This window comes from Austwickia sp. TVS 96-490-7B (assembly GCF_019331795.1).
GTDB lineage: Bacteria > Actinomycetota > Actinomycetes > Actinomycetales > Dermatophilaceae > Austwickia.
Genome location: NZ_JAHPZL010000008.1, coordinates 86,813 through 103,597, shown reverse-complemented (window position 1 = coordinate 103,597; position 16,785 = coordinate 86,813). Strand labels below are relative to the sequence as shown.

Sequence of the window (16,785 nt, the reverse complement as noted above, 5' to 3'; positions counted from 1 at the left end):
TTCGGGTGTTGGCGACATCGGTCGGTCGCGTCTGCGCCGGATCATCCCACGAGCGGCTCGGTGTCGGCGGGGAGAAGACAGCTGCTGAGCTGGGCGGGAGTGTCGTCGCTCACCCGGTGGGCTTGGCCAGCCGCCACAGGGTGACGCTCTCCCCGGGCTGCCAATGCGTCCCTGCCGAGTCGAGAGTGGCTGCTGCACAGTCAAATCGGGTCATCGTCCCGCCCATGGTGCGATAACGAGACAACAGGACAGCGCTGTCTTCGAGATTGTGTCCGACCCCGACAAGCCGCCCTCCAGGACGGAGTAACTCCCAACATTTATCGACGGTACGGGCCCAGACCGTCGGATCAGCACGCGCCGGATCCGCCAGCAAGACCGCATCAGGCGACCCCACTCGCCCCAACGCCTGGGTGAGCCCCACCGGACTGCGTCCGGACCGATCAAGCGCACAATCACTCCACCTGACGGTGATGCTGGGGCCAGCTTCCGGATGAGCCGCCCAAATACCGGCGCACCGGGCGTCTCCCCCAATCTCCCAGAGAATGTGCCCAGGCGCCGGCCCGACGGCCGTAAGTTGACTGACCAACACCGTCTCACTCATCGCTGCGGCAGCCCCACCAGCCATGGAATCACGACGAGGAGTCACTGCCCCGGAGTACGCCGCAGGTGGCGTCACCACCACGGGCGCCATCGGAGGCGGATGGGTCACCGCACCAGGAGATACGGCGGCACGAGGCGGCCCGTGCACAGTGACAGCAACCAGGTTCAACGCGGCCGTGATCTTGGCATTCCAGGACGCGGCCACCCCGTCCCATCGACGCTCGTTGGGGGCACCCAGGTCGCCGAGGACAGACAGAGCACTCGCGCCGTACCCCAGTGCGGTGAGGCGGGCGGCGAGCGCGGCAGGGGTGTCTCGTCCGGCGGAGAGAACGATCAGGTGAGTCGCGTCGGGGAGGAGGCTGGGGAGTCGTCGTAGTCCCCCGCCGGCGGCGTTGAGGACCGTGGTGTCCTCGACCGGCCAACCGAGTCGGGCGCAGGCGAGGGTGACGGAGGACAAGGTGGGGAGGAAGAGGAGCCGGTTGGCTCCGAGTTCGTCGACGAGAGTGCGTCCGATGCCGTGGACGAGGGGGTCGCCGGAGGCGAGGACGACGACGGCGGTGTCGGCGTGTTCGTCAATGAGGGCGGTGATGTCGGCGCGGCGGAGGCTGCGCCATTCGACGCGGCGGGCTCCGAGCCAGACTGGAAGGTGAGCGAGTTGGCGAGGGCTGGCGATGACGGTGCCGCATTCACGCAGGGCGTGACGTGCAGGTTCACCCAGCCCGGCCCAGCCGTCAGCGCCGATACCCACGACGACGACGCCGCGGGCCGCGAAGGTCTCGGCGATGCGGCGCATCATGGCGTGTCGCCATCGTGGAGGGGGTCCCACACATCATTGTCATTCGGCCGTCTCAGGTACTTCTGTACCTAAAAGAGGCTCAGCTCAGCGAGTTTCGTGCCCTGCTGCGCGCAATGCCGTTTTGACGTCCGCGATGCTGATCTCGCCGAAATGGAAGACGCTCGCGGCGAGGACGGCGTCGGCTCCGGCATCGACGGCTGGGGCGAAGTGGTCGAGTCGACCGGCCCCGCCGCTGGCGATGAGTGGGACGGTGACTTCGTGCCGAACGCGTCGGATCAGGTCGAGGTCGTAGCCGTCTTTGGTGCCATCGGCATCCATGGAGTTCAGCAGGATTTCTCCGGCGCCCAGGTCCGCAGCTTGGGCGCACCAGGCGAGGGCATCCAGGCCAGTGCCGCGGCGGCCGCCGTGGGTGGTGACTTCGTATCCGGAGTCGGGGCGGGAGTGACCGTCAGCTGAGACGTCGGCGCCGGGTTCGCGGGCGCGCCAGCGGCGGACGTCAGCGGAGAGGACGAGGACTTGAGCGCCGAATCGGTCAGCGATCCGGGCGATGAGGGTGGGATCGGCGATGGCGGCAGTGTTGATACCGACTTTGTCGGCGCCGGCGCGTAATAGCCGGTCGACGTCGTCGACGGCCCGGATGCCACCCCCGACGGTGAGCGGGATGAAAACTTCCTCGGCGGTGCGCGAGACGATGTCGTACGTCGTGTCGCGGCCTGCGCTGCTGGCGGTCACGTCGAGGAAGGTGAGTTCGTCAGCGCCTTGGGCGTCGTAAGCGCGAGCGAGAGCCACCGGATCACCGGCGTCTCGCAGGTCGAGGAAGTTGACGCCCTTGACGACGCGGCCGGCGTCGACGTCCAGGCAGGGGATGACTCGGGTCGCTACGCTCACGGCGCTCAGCCTAGGGCCGACCGGCGTGGGGCGGCGACGCGCGGCGGCGTACCATGTCCGCATGACCCGCGCCGTGAGTTGGTGGTGGTCGTCGATCTGACGGCCCTGACGATCCTCTCGCTGCACTCTTCCGCCGTCGCCTGCACGACGGCGGTCGTACGTCGGAACGCGGGCGGCCCGCCCCCGACAAGGAGCATGACTGTGACCAGCCTTACCCCCGAGTTGACCGACCCTGCCGCCCCGGGTGACGGTGGGTCGAGTGTCGAAGGCCAGGCCGTGGCCGATGCTGTCAGTGACGCGAGTTTGCGTCGCAGCCAGGCCCGCAGCGACGAAATTGAAGCGCAGATCGCCGTGGACCCGCGCGGTTTTCGGATGTTGACTGGTGACCGGCCGACCGGCAACCTGCACTTGGGCCATTACATTGGGACATTGTCCAACCGGGTGCGGTTGCAGAATTTAGGTGTTGATACTTTCGTGGTCATCGCCGATTATCAGGTGATTACTGATCGGGACGGGGTGGGGGAAGTCCAGGAGCGCGTATTTTCCCTGCTCACTGACTATATGGCAGTGGGCTTGGATCCGACGCGGACCACGATCTTCACGCATAGCGCCATTCCGGAGCTCAATCAGCTGTTGCTGCCCTTCTTGGCGGTGGTGACTGACTCTGAGTTGCGCCGTAACCCCACGGTGAAAGCGGAAATGGAGGCCACTGGAAACCGGCCGATGTCGGCGTTGATGTTGACCTATCCGGTGCATCAGGCCGCGGATATTCTCTTCTGCAAGGGCAACCTGGTGCCGGTCGGTAAGGATCAGTTGCCACACCTCGAGCAGGCCAGGGTCATCGCGCGTCGTTTTGATGAGCGTTTTGGTCGGGCTGATCGACGTCGCCCGGTGTTTCCAGCTCCGGAGGCATTGCTCTCTGGGGGGACTAACATTCTGGGCACTGATGGTCAGAAAATGTCAAAGTCGCGGGGTAATACCATCGAATTGGGGATGTCCGCTGACGAGACGGCGAAACGGTTGAAGCGCGCCGTCACCGACTCGGACCGCCACATCACCTATGACCCGCAGAACCGGCCCGAAGTGGCGAACCTACTGTTGATGGCCGGGTTGCTCTCTGGCCGTGACCCGGAGATGTTGGCCGAGGAGATTGGCGACGGGGGTGGCGCTCGGCTGAAAGCTGTGGTCACTGAGGCTGTCAACGAGCATCTCGCACCGATCCGGGCGCGTCGCGCCGAGTTGGCTGCTGACCCTGGTCATCTGCGTGCGGTCCTCGCCGAGGGTAATGCTCGCGCTCGTGACGTGGCCACGGCAACCCTCGATGAGGTGCGTGCCGCGATGTCGATGAGTTACGTCTGAGGCATGGCTGGGGATCGTTACGTCACCGGCGACCCGCGGGCCGCGATTGTGGCTTTGCTCGCGGCCGCTCGACGGCGTGGACCGTTGGCGGCCGGCACCAGCGTCATTGCCATTGACGGTCCGTCCGGGGCAGGCAAAAGCACATTTGCGATGCGCCTGGTCACTGCACTGGTGGATTTGACTGGCAGCGAACCGGTCTTGGTGCATATGGATGACCTGTACCCAGGATGGGATGGTCTGGATGAGGCGATTCCGTTGCTGACCGAGCGGGTGTTGGCCCCCTTGGCTCGGCGGCAGCGGGCTTCGTTCCGACGGTACGACTGGGGGCAACGGCGTTTTGCTGAGGAGCATGTCATTCCCGCGGTGCCGTGGCTGGTCGTGGAGGGCGTCGGGTGCGGCGCTCGGGCCTGTACGCCGTACCTGTCGGCCTTGGCGTGGGTGGATGCTCCCACCGAGCAACGGATGCGTCGCGGCATGGACCGGGACGGTGACGCGTATCGGCCACATTGGGATCGGTGGGCCCGTCAGGAGCATCGATTATTCACAGTGGAAGGCACTATGTCGCGAGCGGACGTGCTCCTCGATTCCGGTGACAATGCGGGCAACAATGGTTCTGTGGATTCCGGACCTACGGCGGTCCCCCCGCCGGTGACAGGCCGCTCTGGAGACGCCTTGCAGCAGGCGATCGTGGAGATGACGCACGCCCTCGGCGAGGACGTGCAGATCCACGTGGATAGCGCGGTGACCATCCTGACGCGACGTACCCCGTTTGCCCGGATCAGCCCCGCCACCGAGGGCGGGGTGTTGCTGGATCTGTCCTTCCCGCACGGTGCACCCCACGATGTGCGGCTGGCACCGACGTCAGGCTTCGCGCCGTGGCGGTGGCGGGTGTGCGTGGAAGCCAGCGCCCTGGACGCCGATCTGATCGTCCTGGAGGGTCTGATCGAGACCGCATATGCGCAGAACGGCTGAGACGGGCGGCGTGCGCGATTCCCCGTGGATGGATCGCGGACTGGCGCTGCCCCGCCAGGTGGCTCGGCGGGGACGGTCGTCGGTGGCGGTGCGGATCCGTCGACTGCGGGGGCGAGCATTTTTTATTGGTCAGTGCGCGGTCACCGCTGCTGTGGCATATGGCATCGCTGGCGGGTTATTGGGCCATGCCATGCCGATCTTCTCCGCGGTGGCAGCGATCATCGTGTTGGGCCAATCGTTCGGGCAGCGGATCCAACGGGTCGTCGAGGTGGTTGTCGGGGTCGCGCTGGGAGTGTTCATCGGGGACGCTTTTGTGCACGTGATGGGCGCGGGTTACTGGCAGTTGGCGGTGGTCGTGGCCTTGGCGATGTCGGCTGCGACCTTGTTGGACGCGGGGGTGGGGATGACAGCCACGGCGGGTATCCAGTCAGCGGTGGTGACGATCTTGGTGCCCCCGGCTGGGCAGGCGTTCCTGCGGTGGACCGATGCCGTGATCGGCGGTGTCGTGGCCTTAGCTGCGGCAACGATCACTCCCACATCGCCGGTGCGGGCGCCACGGTTGAAGGCAGCAGCGGCACTTCGAGAGGTTAGTGAGGTCCTCGCCGACACGGCCGGGGCTTTGCGGTCACGAGACCAGGTTCGGGCACTTGAAGCCTTGCAGCGGGCCCGCACCGCAGATGGGTTCCTTGCCGAGTTGCGTGACAGCGCCGATGCGGGACTGGCGGTGGTGCGGACATCCCCGTTCCGACGTCGACACCTGCCAGCGGTATTGGTGATTGCGGAGTTGCTGGAGCCGCTGGACTACACGATCCGCAACGTGCGGGTGCTGGCTCGACGGGCAGTGGTTGCGGTCACCGCCGGTGAAGTGGTCTCTCAGGCATATCTGTCGCTGGTTTCCGACTTGGCGGTGGTGATGTCGCAGATGGCCGATGATTTGGCTGTCCGAGAGTCCCCGACGTCCTGTCAGGCTGCGTTGGTGCAGCTCGGGGAGCTGACGACGTACGTCGATGAGCGGCCCTCGTTGTCTTCGGAAGTGATCCGGGCGCAGGTACGGTCGATCGTGGTAGATCTGCTGGAAGTGTCGGGGATGTCCGCAGAAGAAGCGGTGGCAGCGGTCCCCCGGACCTTCGAGCTGGTGGACGGGCAAGAAAGCGCCGACCCGGACGAGGATGAATCAGACGACGCCGAGCAACCATGAGCCCTGTCCGGGATCCAACCGTGTCAGGACGATCCGGTGGCAACGACGACCTCACCGATGTGACGTCGTAAGGCGCGTAGGGCATCCGCGCTGATGCCGCTATCGGTGATGAGGACGTCAGCACACGACAATTCAGCGACTGAGGTGAGTGCAACGACTCCCCACTTGGAGTGGTCGACGAGAGCGACCAGTCGAGATCCCGCGTGAATCATCACCTGGGCGGTGGCCACTTCTGAGAGATTGGGGCAGGTGAACCCCCATTGTTCATCCATGCCATGGAAGCCGTGGAAAACCACGTCTACCCGCAAGGTTTTCATCGCGGCCATCGCGATAGGGCCCACGAGGGCATGGGAGCGGGTGCGCACTCCACCAGTGAGGATGACCTGGCTACTCGCCGGAAGCGATTCATAGAGTAGGTCGGCTGCGTCGGTGGAGTTCGTCACAACAGTGAGGTGTTCCAGGCCAGCAAGTTCAGCTGCTAGCGCGTACGTCGTTGTCCCCGCGGACAAGGCGATAGTCGTGCCTGGCCGAACCATGCGGGCAGCCGATCGAGCAATATGCACCTTCTCGGTGTGGGCCAGAGCGGTCTTGGCGTCAAAACCAGGTTCGATATCTTCACGGGTGGCGCCTAGCGACGGTCCGTCCACGGCGACGGCGCCGCCATGGACCCGTCGAACAGCTCCAGCACGATCGAGGGCCTCAAGGTCTCGCCGGATCGTCATGTCCGACACCTCAAGGCGACCTGCCAGGTCGGTGACTCGGGCGGCGCCGCTGGAGCGAATCGTGTCAAGGATCAGTTGTCGACGTTGGCTGGACAGAAGGTTGGCCGGTGTCGTCATGGCACTCGATCCTCCTTCAGGGATGTCACCTTCGTCCGTTGCCACGCCGCACCGGGGTTGAGGTGGGGGTTGTCGTCGGGGTCAAGACGTCACCGTGGGCTGCTCACCGCGTCGTGGCTGACACGGTGGATAGTCTCGAATCACTAAGAACAAAAGTCAACACAAACGATCACATCTGGTCGTTCGACCCTGCTCGTTGACAGTGCAGCTCCCCCGAGCAAGGATGCCTCCGAACGAAACTGTTTGAATCTGTCTGACTTCGTGTGACTGAGGGTCCCGTCGCCACAGCCCTTAGTTCCGGCGAGCAAAGGAGCTGCCATGACACGTCCGTCGTCCGAAGCCGAATATCTGGGCTCATTGATCCCCGCTTCGCTCGCCGCCACCCCCACATCTCGTCGGAGCCTGCTCAAGGGGGCCTTCGCGGCGGGAGCCCTCCTGGCCGCTCCCCCGCTGCTCACCGCCTGCGGGGATGGCGGCTCAGGCAGCGGCACCGGCACCGTCAAATTTGGGTCGAACCAATCCGACGCCGTGCCTAAAGCAGCTATCTCCGACGTGATCGCCGCTTTCAAGAAGGCTAACCCTGATATTGACGTTGCCATCAATACGATTGATCACAACACCTTCCAAGAGAACATTAATAACTATCTCCAAGGCTCTCCCGATGATGCCTTCACCTGGTTCTCTGGATATCGCATGCGATTTTTTGCACAGAAAGGCCTGATCGGGGATCTATCCGACCTATGGAAAGATCTCCCCGGCTACAGCGACACGATCAAGAAAGCCTGCACCGGCGACGATGGCAAACAGTACCTGGTTCCTGGCATGTACTACCCATGGGCGATGCACTATCGAAAGAGCGTTTTCGCCGACAAAGGCTACGACATCCCCAAAACTTTCGATGACCTGATCGCACTCTGCGCAAAAATGAAGAAAGACGGCATGGAGCCGATCGCCTTCGCCGACAAAGACGGCTGGCCAGCGATGGGCACCTTCGACATCCTTAACCTCCGAATTAACGGTTTTGAATTCCACGTGAATCTCATGGCAGGGAAGGAAGACTGGTCTGGCTCAAAAGTCAAGAAAGTCTTTGAACAGTGGAAGCGGATCCTTCCACATCACCAGCCAGACTCACTGGGGCGGACGTGGCAGGAAGCCGCTAAGAGCCTCTACCAAAAACAGACCGGCCTCTACTATCTCGGAACGTTTGTCGCGCAACAATTCCCCAAGGGCGCCGAGCAAGAAGACCTTGATTTCTTCAACTTCCCAGAGATCGACTCAACGATCGGCACTGACGCCATTGATGCGCCCGTTGACGGATACATGATGGCGCGTCGCCCCCGCAATGAAGCTGGCGCGAAGAAACTCTTGAAATTCTGGGCCAGCCCCGAAGCGCACAGAGTCCTCGCCACAGCAGACGCGTCGATGATCTCTACCAATGAGAAAACCGACACCTCAGTCTACGTCCCATTACAGAAACGGCAAATGGAATTCGTCACGAAAGCCAAGAGTCTAGCTCAGTTCCTCGACCGGGACAGCCGGCCCGACTTTGCCTCCACAGTGATCACTCCCGCGCTGCAGTCGTTCATCAAGACTCCCGATGACGTCGACTCAATTCTCAGTAAGGTCGAAGCCCAAAAGAAGACCATTTTTACCGCATGACCAGTCACGCAGCATCCCGACGTCACCGTCCACGCCGTATCGGTCTATCCCCCGCCGACCGGCTCACCGTGGTCCTCATGGTCGCCATACCAAGCTTGGTCGTCATCGGCCTGGTATGGCTACCGGCATTGGCAACCGTCGTGCTCTCCTTCTTCGACTGGGACGGTTTCACCGCATTCAGCGACGCTCAACCCGTCGGCGGCGAGTTCTACCACCAAGCAGTGTCGACGTACCCAGCTTTCTGGCCCGCGGTGCAGCACAACCTGATCTGGCTAGCGGTGCTTTTCTTTGTCGCCACCCCGCTCGGAATGTTCGTGGCGGTCCTGCTGGACCATGAGGCCAAACACACCTGGTTTTATCAAACGTCGTTCTATTTGCCGGTCGTACTGTCAATGGCGCTAGTCGGTTTCATCTGGCAGTTGATGTTCAGCAGGGACGAAGGCTTGCTCAATGCAGTTTTGGGTACGCGCATCGATTGGTACGGCGATTCCTCCGTCAACTTGTGGTCAGCCCTGATCGCCTCGACCTGGCGGCATATGGGCTACATCATGCTGCTCTACTTAGCCGGTTTGAAAGGCGTGGACAACACGCTGCGGGAAGCAGCTCGCATCGACGGAGCCAGCGAGGTGCAGACCTTCTTCCACGTGGTCTTCCCAGTGCTGCGGCCGATCAACATCATCGTGCTGGTGGTCACAGTCATCGAATCATTGCGGGCGTTCGACCTGGTTTGGGTGATCAACAAAGGCCGCAACGGTCTCGAATTGATCTCCACCGAAGTCACTCGGAATATTGTCGGTGAAGCCCAACGCATTGGATTTGGTTCGGCTCTAGCCACCATCATGCTGTTGGTGTCCTCGGTGTTTATCGCCATCTACTTGCATATTGTCATGAAGGAGGACGCGTGAGCGCCGTACCGACTCGTGATCGCGGCACCGCTACCGCTTCAGGAGTGCCCCGGGACCACCGCTCATGGACTCCCACGCGTATCGCCATCCACGCTTTTCTTCTCACGTTAGCTTTAGCGTGGATTTTCCCCCTGGTGTACGCCATCCTGGCCAGCCTGCGCAGTTACGAATACACCTCCACACATGGCTACTTGAGCATCGGTGGATTCACCTTCGACAACTATCGACATGCCTGGCAGCAGGCGCACTTCGGGGAAAAATTTATCAACTCGGCTATCGTCACAATTCCAGCGGTGATATTGACCTTAGCGTTGGCTTCATCGGTCGCTTTTGTGGTGGCCCGATTCTCCTGGCGATTTAACCTAGCCCTGCTGGGCGTGTTTACCGCAGCGAACCTACTGCCCCCTCAGGCGTTACTCATCCCAGTCTTTAAAATGTTCCAGGCAGTAGAAGTGCCATTCTGGTTCAGTGACTCCGGTAGCTTACTTGACAGCTATTGGGGCCTGATCATTATCAACGTCGCCTTCCAGACCGGATTCTGCACATTTGTATTGAGCAACTACATGAAGACCATTCCGAAAGAGTTGTACGAATCGGCAATGGTCGACGGCGCAAGCTTGTGGCGACAGTTCATCCAGTTGACGCTCCCATTATGTCGCCCACCATTGGCTGCATTGGCTACCTTGGAGGTCACCTGGATCTACAACGAGTTCTTCTGGGCCACCGTGCTGCTACAAAGCGGGTCCAAATATCCCATCACTAGTTCACTGAACGACCTGCGCGGCCAGTTCTTCACCGACAACAATCTTGTCGCTGCCGGCTCTTTGATCGTGGCGATCCCGACAATTGCCATCTATTTCGCATTGCAGAAACATTTCGTATCAGGTCTGACCTTGGGCGCCACCAAGGGCTGATCCTCATCGGACGTCTCAATGGCGACGGTCCCCCCTTCCCCCATGATGGTGACCGTGATGCTCCCGGTCGAAACGTATTTTTGACCGGGAGCATCGTCGATCTCACTCACCAACAACCTCCAGCGATTGAGATCTACCGACGCCTGTGACTTCGCCTGGTTGAACCACGTCTCCGGTTGACCCTGGCTTCATCCCAGACAGGTTCGTCGCTCTCGTAGAGCTCACCATCAGCACCGAAAATGAGGAACCGATCGAAACTGCGGGCGAACCAGCGATCGTGGGTGACGGTGAGTACAGTGCCGTCAAAAGCGGACAAGCCCTCCTCCAAGGCCTCAGCGGAGTGCAGGTCAAGGTTGTCAGTAGGTTCGTCGAGGAGCAGCAGCGTCGCCCCAGACAGCTCGAGCATGAGGATCTGGAAGCGAGCTTGTTGACCCCCCGAGAGTGAATCAAAGGTCTGCTCGGCGGCCCGGGCAAGCTCGTACCGATCGAGGACGCGCGCTGCCTCATCGTGCGGTCGCCCCCGACGGTGATGGTCACCGCGATGCAAGATTTCCAGCAGCGTGCGACCGGCGTACGTGTGGTGTTCGTGAGTCTGCGCGAACCAGCCCGGAGTGACGCGGGAGCCGAGCCGGGCGATGCCGCTGTGCTGCACGACCGGCGGGGTGACGTCACCGACCGGACGATTTCCCAGCTCTGGGTCGCTACCACCACCTGCGAGGAGCCGCAGGAAATGTGACTTTCCTGAGCCGTTCGCGCCAAGAACCCCAACCCGTTCGCCGTACCAGATTTCCAGGTCGAAAGCATCCATCAGCGAGTCTGCGCCACTGCTCGGGTCGGGCGCTAAGAGGTGGAGACGCTCGCAGATCACAGCCCGCTTCGCGGTACGCCCACCCGTCAACCGCATTCGGACGTTCTGCTCCTGGGCCACCTTCTCTGGCGGACCGGCCTGCTCAAACTTGGCCAACCGGGTCTTGGCCGCCTGATAGCGCGAGGCCATCCCGTCGTTGTACGCGGCCTTCTGCTGATACATCAGCATGAGCTTGCGCAGCTTAGCCTGTTCTTCTTGCCAGCGGCGCAGCTGCTCCGCGAGATCGGTATTGCGCTTCTGTCGAGCCTCGTGCCAGGTCTGAAACGAATCCGGGTGGGTCCACGCGCTGGCGCCAGCGGCACCCGGTTCCAGAGTGACGATACGGGTGGCCGACTCGGCGAGCAGCTCGCGGTCGTGACTCACGAGAAGAACCGTCTGATCCGTCTCCTTGAGCTTCTGGCTCAACCAGAGTTTGCCAGGTACGTCGAGATAGTTGTCCGGTTCGTCGAGCAAGAGCACCTCATCAGGTCCCTGCAGTAAAGCCTCGAGCACCAGACGTTTCTGCTCTCCGCCGGAGAGTGTCCCGGCGCGGCGATACTGGCAGCGTTCAAACCCCATGCCCAGCGCGGCAGTGGTGATGGAGTCCCAGATGGTCTCATATTCATAGCCGCCGTAATCACCCCAATCTGCCATCGCTTGGGCATACGACATCTGCGCCTTGACGTCGTCGACCTCCATGATCCGCAGCTCCGCTAGATCAACAGCCCTCGCTGCAGTCGCGATCCGATCCGGGGCGACCGAAATCAGCAGGTCCCGGATCGTCGTCTCGTCGCGAATCGACCCGATGAACTGCCGCATCACCCCGAGACCTCCCGAGCGCGTCACGGCACCGTCATATCCGCACAGGTCTCCAGAGATGATGCGTAAGAGCGTGGTCTTGCCAGTCCCGTTGGGCCCGACCAGAGCAACGACCGCACCGTCACCGACTCGGAAGCTCACCTCATCCAGCAACGGTCGGCCGTCTGGCAGCGTATACGAAACACGGTTGATATCGATGTGGCCCACGCGAACCTATCCTGCACGGGGTCACTCCGCGGCGGCCACTCATTTTATGTGCCACGCCACTGGAACTACTCAGATCGCCGGCCCACCACACCGGACAGCGAGGCCACGATCCGTTGATTGCCCTGCCGTGGACTGACTTCTTAGTCACGCAGCTGTCGTTCATTGCCGAAGCGACATCAGCGCCGTCCACTGCTGGAGTGAACCCATCTCAATTCGAATGACCTACCCGCCAGCTTTCACCCGAAGCAGCATCGCTCACGCCGTATGCTCAGGGTTTACCCCGAAAGGTGGAAGCCCATGTCGACAGTCCAGGATCACCGAACGCGTATCCGTGATTTTCTTCCGATCGTTCACCTGTCGACGCTGATCGAATCGATCGGAATTGGGCTGTTCCTCACAGCATCGACTCTGTATTTCGTGCAGATCATGGGCTTATCGAAGACCCAGGTCGGCGCTGGCCTAAGCCTGGCCGGGGTGGTGGCAATGGCGTGCTCTCCAGTGGTGGCACGCGCGTCGTCCTACCTCGGCCCCCGACGTGTCCTCGCCCTGCTGAACGTCCTGCGGGCAGCCGCAACCGTGGGATATCTGTGGGTCGACGATTGGTACGGGTTTGCTGCAGCGACAATGATTGCCTCTCTTGCTGATCAGTGCACGCCATCACTAATTCAGACCTATGTAGGCACGTTAGCTGTCGGTGACTTACGTTCCCGAGTGATGGCGGCGCAGCGGACATTCCTTAACGCTGGCATCAGCGTGGGCGGACTCATTGCTGGTGCCGCCTTAGGACACACTGACCGCTCTACCTTTGATGGCTTGTTGCTGGGGGCAGCAGCCACATATGTCGTGGTAGCGGTGGTGCTCGCCTGGGGCGACGACGGTACGGCGGTCAGGACCAGATCAGAGAGTTTTCAAGCACCGCTACGCGATCGGAAATTCCTTGCCGTGACGGGGTACAGCGCACTCCTATCGCTGTGGAATCCACTACTGAATGTCGCTTTTCCGCTCTGGCTGATCACCGGAGCACACTTGCCTGCCAGTTATATCGGGCTTCTGTACGCCGGCAACACGTTTCTATGTGTTTTCTTACAGTATCCGTGCAGCAGATACGCTCGCACCCTGCGGCAGGCACGATATTCATATACTGTCTCAGCCTGGTCTATTGCTGGAGCATCAGCGTGCTTTCTCTGCTCAGGCCTGACCGCTGACGGTGCTGCATTACTCTGCGTCACAGCAGCAGTCGTCCTCCTGACTTTCGCTGAACTTTTCCAACTCGGCGCCGACTGGACACTGACTTACTATCTATCACCAGAAGATGGACGGAATTCCTACCTGTTGTTTTTTGGAGTAGGAAGGATCATGGGAGCCAGGGTTGCTGGCCCGATGATCATGACCGGGGTCGTCCTTGCCTGGGGATCTCTCGGATGGGTCACGTTGGTAGCGCTCTTCGTTCTCGCTGGTTTCATCCCACATTTCACCCGAGACCAGCATTTCAGATCCCCGTCGCTGGTCGACTAATCCACATCCCTGCACCCGGATGACATCCTGATGATTCATGATCCCGGCCGTGTCGTGGAGTGCTCATTTATCTTGGCGACAAGGAGCCCCGTGAAAAAGCCTCATAGCACATCGCATGCTGATGTCATTCGACTCTGGACAGGATCGACCGTCAGCCAGATCGGTTCGGCCATCGGTGGAGTGGCCTTAACCATGATTGCGATACAACGCTTCCCGGCAGGCGTCTCCCTACTGGCCATGATGGCACTGTTTTCCTCCGTCAGTGGGCTTCTGATGGCGTTTCCAGCAGGGGCATTTGTGGAGACTCGTCGCACCCGACCCATCATGATCACCACGGATGTTGTGAGAGCGGCCACCATGGCAGGCGTCACGCTGCTAGCGACCTGTGGCGTGCTCAACGTCTATGCGCTCTGCTTGGTCGCAACTATCAACGGCGGAGCACACGTGCTATTCTCCACGGCTTCTCAGGTGCACTTGCGCAATATGGTCGATGAAGAAAGCTACCCTGAGATCAATGGGAAGATGATGTCCACCCTGTGGCTATCTCTCATTCTGGGGCCAGCCGTTGCCGGCCTGTTATTGATCATCCTTGACCCGATCTGGCTATGCATCTTTGACGGTTTATCTTTCCTCGCAGCAGCGCTATCTGTGGCACTTCTACGGAGCAAGGAAACGCTCACACCTACCAGCGCACACTGGAATCCTTCACCTTCTCTGCGGGAACGCATGACGGGGGGTATCTCACTTCTTCGCACCGATCGTCAGCTCAGGTCATTTTTTGCCGCGTGGGGGGCCTTCGCCGGACTGTCTGCAGCCTTTAGTCCGATCTGCAAAGCGTTCCTCATCCAGGATCTAGCATTTCCAGCCTCTCAGTACGGGTTGATGATGGGTATTTCTTCAGTAGGTGGATTAGCAGGAGCGTGGATGACGCGTTATTTTGAAAACCGTCGCGGATTGGAGCGCACCATGCACATCTCAGCATGGGCTCGGAGTAGCATTTATCTTTTGTTTCCATTTCTCACCGGTGGGACTTTCAGTGTCATTATCGCTACGGCACTCTATGGAGCCCTACTCTTCACTACCAGTCTGACAAATTCCACCACTAGCGCCTTGCGCATGCGTGCCACACCGGTGTCCCACCAAGCGAGAATCAGCGCGTTATGGATCTTTGCTGGAACCGCGACCGGACCGCTGGCATTGCTGGTAATCATGCCACTCACCCACATCTATGGGGCGCGTGTCACCCTCGCCGTAGTAGCGACAGGCATCGCCGCAACACCACTTCTACTCCCCCGATCTCCCACCGACGGACGAGGCGTCAGTCAGGGCTAGGCGCAGCTGGAGGTTCCGCACCCACGGCGTGTACGTGCACCAATGCCGCTAGCCGACCCGCCAAGACCCGCCCATGTGCGCCGTCAGCTTTTTGGATCGCCATCACCGCGACCGTGTCAGCATCGTCGAGGTCTAGTCGCGCCCACGGCGCTCCCCCACCGAATTGCACCCGTACGACTTGGGACCAGCTCAAGTGCCGCGTGATCAGCAGGTTTCGTACGACGATGCCCTCCCGTGAGGGCAGCGCTTTGATCGTGGCGTACCGCCATAAAAACCAGGCAATAGCTGCACCAATGAGGAAAATCATGGCGCGGTCCAGGATGCTCCAATCCCCTTTTTGACCTTCTCGGCCAGGGACGGTGATCGCGGCGTACGTGAACAAGGCAAACACCATTAAGCCCAGGACGACCGCCACCACCATCCCCCGACGGAGGGCCATCACGGCATACGGGTCGACATCCGCGGTGCTACGGGAGGTGCTGCTCATGCGACGGAAGGCTACCGACTTCGATACCGCGGCAGCGCAGCCGGGACTCTCACAAACGACAGGCGGCGATATCGGTGACCAGAATGGCACGGGCCCCGAGGAGGTACAGGTCGTCCATCACTTTGTTCATGCCACGGCGGGGCACCATCGCCCGTACCGCCACATATCCCTTGTCGTGCAATGGGCTCACTGTCGGGGATTCCAACCCAGGGGTGATCGCGCAGGCTTGCTCGACCAACTCCACCCGGACGTCGTAGTCGACCATCACATAGTCGCGAGCCGTGATGACACCGTGCAGGCGGCGCTGCAGCACCTTCAACGCAGGGTCGTGAGCGGTGTCCGGTCGAGCAATCAGCACTGCCTCACTGGTCAGGATCGCGTCGCCGAATACTGCCAGGCCTTGGTTACGCAGTGTCGTGCCCGTCTGTACGACGTCGGCGATGACATCGGCGACACCCAACATGATCGATGTCTCCACCGCACCGTCCAGACGGACCACTGACGCGTCGACTCCGTGTTCCGCCAGGTGTGACCGCACCAACCCGGCGTAGCTGGTGGCGATGCGTGAGCCAGCCAAATCGGTGATGCTGCTCGCGGCGCCATCACGCCCAGCGAATCGGAACGTGGACCGGGCAAAACCCAACGCCATCGTCTCCACCGCATCGCTCCCGGAATCCAGGAGCAGATCACGTCCGGTGATTCCCCCGTCGAGGGTGCCAGACCCGACATAGAGCGCAATGTCCCGGGGGCGCAGGTAGAAAAACTCGATGTCGTTGTCGGCGTCGGTCAGGACCAGCTCTTTGCTGTCGCGCCGGACGGCGTACCCAGCTTCTTTCAGCATGGTCGTGGCGGACTCGGACAGGCTGCCCTTATTGGGGACGGCGATACGCAACATGGTTGATGACCTCAGGATCGGTGACATGCCGCCCCAGCTTGCTGCGACAGCAGCACTGGGAGGCGAATAACAAAGTGGTACGACGAGTGAGTCCGCGGCGCGGCTCACAGATGTCGGTACACGTCCTCCAAGGTCAAGCCCTTGGCGATCATCATGACCTGGGCGTGGTAGAGCAGCTGGCTGATCTCCTCGGCGGCCTCAGCATCACTTTGGAACTCGGCGGCCATCCATGCCTCAGCAGCTTCCTCCACGAGTTTCTTACCGATGAAATGGATGCCCTTGTCCAGCTCCTCGACAGTGCCGGAACCGACCGGGCGGGTACGGGCCTTCTCCGCCAGTTCGGCGTAGAGATCGTCGAAGCTTTTCACGGGCGAAGACTAACCGGACCACCCCAACCGCCCGTACGGCGTACCGCAATATGGCCACAGGTCCCTCGGCGACAGAGGCTGACGGGGGGGTGGGGCCCCGATGCGGGGGCTAGGGCAAAGCCACCTGATGAGGCACCTCACGACAACCCCGTGCTGACAGTGCCGCGGACAAGCAAGCGGTGAAC

Annotated in this window: 15 protein-coding genes; 8 read left to right on the top strand and 7 right to left on the bottom strand. The window is 61.3% G+C overall.

Annotated elements, in window-relative coordinates; translation table 11 throughout:
• Positions 1-109 precede the first annotated feature (109 nt).
• A complete protein-coding gene (cbiE, locus tag KEM60_RS11035; RefSeq protein WP_219107669.1) occupies positions 110-1,396 on the bottom strand; it encodes a precorrin-6y C5,15-methyltransferase (decarboxylating) subunit CbiE in 1,287 nt (428 codons plus the stop codon).
• A gap of 84 nt (positions 1,397-1,480) precedes the next feature.
• A complete protein-coding gene (gene hisF / locus KEM60_RS11030) occupies positions 1,481-2,284 on the bottom strand; it encodes an imidazole glycerol phosphate synthase subunit HisF (protein WP_255574536.1) in 804 nt (267 codons plus the stop codon).
• A 195-nt stretch (positions 2,285-2,479) separates the two neighbouring features.
• On the opposite strand from hisF, the gene trpS reads away from it, so the two are divergent.
• Genes trpS through KEM60_RS11015 form a run of 3 tightly spaced genes read left to right on the top strand, consistent with a single transcriptional unit; the run spans position 2,480 to position 5,813 of the window.
• A complete protein-coding gene (gene trpS / locus KEM60_RS11025) occupies positions 2,480-3,643 on the top strand; it encodes a tryptophan--tRNA ligase (RefSeq protein WP_219107667.1) in 1,164 nt (387 codons plus the stop codon).
• A gap of 3 nt (positions 3,644-3,646) precedes the next feature.
• Positions 3,647-4,615 (top strand): hypothetical protein, encoded by a 969-nt coding sequence (locus tag KEM60_RS11020; protein ID WP_219107666.1) that lies wholly within the window; start codon positions 3,647-3,649, stop codon positions 4,613-4,615.
• A gap of 10 nt (positions 4,616-4,625) precedes the next feature.
• On the top strand, positions 4,626-5,813 hold the full coding sequence (locus KEM60_RS11015) for an aromatic acid exporter family protein (RefSeq protein WP_255574534.1): 1,188 nt from the start codon (positions 4,626-4,628) through the stop codon (positions 5,811-5,813).
• A gap of 23 nt (positions 5,814-5,836) precedes the next feature.
• On the opposite strand, the gene KEM60_RS11010 is transcribed toward KEM60_RS11015, so the two are convergent.
• Positions 5,837-6,652 (bottom strand): DeoR/GlpR family DNA-binding transcription regulator, encoded by an 816-nt coding sequence (locus KEM60_RS11010; RefSeq protein WP_219107664.1) that lies wholly within the window; start codon positions 6,650-6,652, stop codon positions 5,837-5,839.
• Positions 6,653-6,970: 318 nt separating this feature from the next.
• Between KEM60_RS11010 and KEM60_RS11005 the strand changes: the two genes are divergently transcribed.
• From KEM60_RS11005 to KEM60_RS10995, 3 genes are read left to right on the top strand one after another with little or no spacing between them, the layout of a single operon-like run.
• Positions 6,971-8,311: an ABC transporter substrate-binding protein gene (locus KEM60_RS11005; protein ID WP_219107663.1), complete on the top strand. Its 1,341-nt coding sequence runs from the start codon at positions 6,971-6,973 to the stop codon at positions 8,309-8,311.
• Complete coding sequence (locus KEM60_RS11000) at positions 8,308-9,216, top strand: carbohydrate ABC transporter permease (RefSeq protein ID WP_219107662.1); 909 nt, start codon at positions 8,308-8,310, stop codon at positions 9,214-9,216. Before KEM60_RS11005 ends, KEM60_RS11000 begins: the two co-directional genes overlap by 4 nt.
• A complete protein-coding gene (locus tag KEM60_RS10995) occupies positions 9,213-10,130 on the top strand; it encodes a carbohydrate ABC transporter permease (protein WP_219107661.1) in 918 nt (305 codons plus the stop codon). Before KEM60_RS11000 ends, KEM60_RS10995 begins: the two co-directional genes overlap by 4 nt.
• A 133-nt stretch (positions 10,131-10,263) precedes the next feature.
• Here KEM60_RS10995 and KEM60_RS10990 read toward each other — a convergent pair whose 3' ends face one another.
• Positions 10,264-12,003, bottom strand: a complete 1,740-nt coding sequence (locus KEM60_RS10990) for an ABC-F family ATP-binding cassette domain-containing protein (protein ID WP_219107660.1) — start codon at positions 12,001-12,003, stop codon at positions 10,264-10,266.
• 297 nt (positions 12,004-12,300) lie between these two features.
• Between KEM60_RS10990 and KEM60_RS10985 the strand changes: the two genes are divergently transcribed.
• Complete coding sequence (locus tag KEM60_RS10985) at positions 12,301-13,518, top strand: MFS transporter (RefSeq protein WP_219107659.1); 1,218 nt, start codon at positions 12,301-12,303, stop codon at positions 13,516-13,518.
• A 90-nt stretch (positions 13,519-13,608) separates the two neighbouring features.
• A complete protein-coding gene (locus tag KEM60_RS10980; RefSeq protein ID WP_219107658.1) occupies positions 13,609-14,850 on the top strand; it encodes an MFS transporter in 1,242 nt (413 codons plus the stop codon).
• Here the strand turns inward: KEM60_RS10980 and KEM60_RS10975 are convergent.
• From KEM60_RS10975 to KEM60_RS10965, 3 genes are all read right to left on the bottom strand, one after another.
• A complete protein-coding gene (locus KEM60_RS10975; RefSeq protein ID WP_219107657.1) occupies positions 14,837-15,337 on the bottom strand; it encodes a PH domain-containing protein in 501 nt (166 codons plus the stop codon). The genes KEM60_RS10980 and KEM60_RS10975 overlap by 14 nt on opposite strands.
• A 49-nt stretch (positions 15,338-15,386) precedes the next feature.
• The gene (hisG, locus tag KEM60_RS10970; RefSeq protein WP_219108178.1) at positions 15,387-16,232 is read right to left on the bottom strand and encodes an ATP phosphoribosyltransferase; all 846 of its coding nucleotides are present in this window, start codon (positions 16,230-16,232) and stop codon (positions 15,387-15,389) included.
• A 104-nt stretch (positions 16,233-16,336) separates the two neighbouring features.
• Positions 16,337-16,600, bottom strand: coding sequence for a phosphoribosyl-ATP diphosphatase (locus KEM60_RS10965; protein WP_219107656.1), 264 nt, complete (start codon positions 16,598-16,600; stop codon positions 16,337-16,339).
• Between the last annotated feature and the right edge of the window lie 185 nt (positions 16,601-16,785).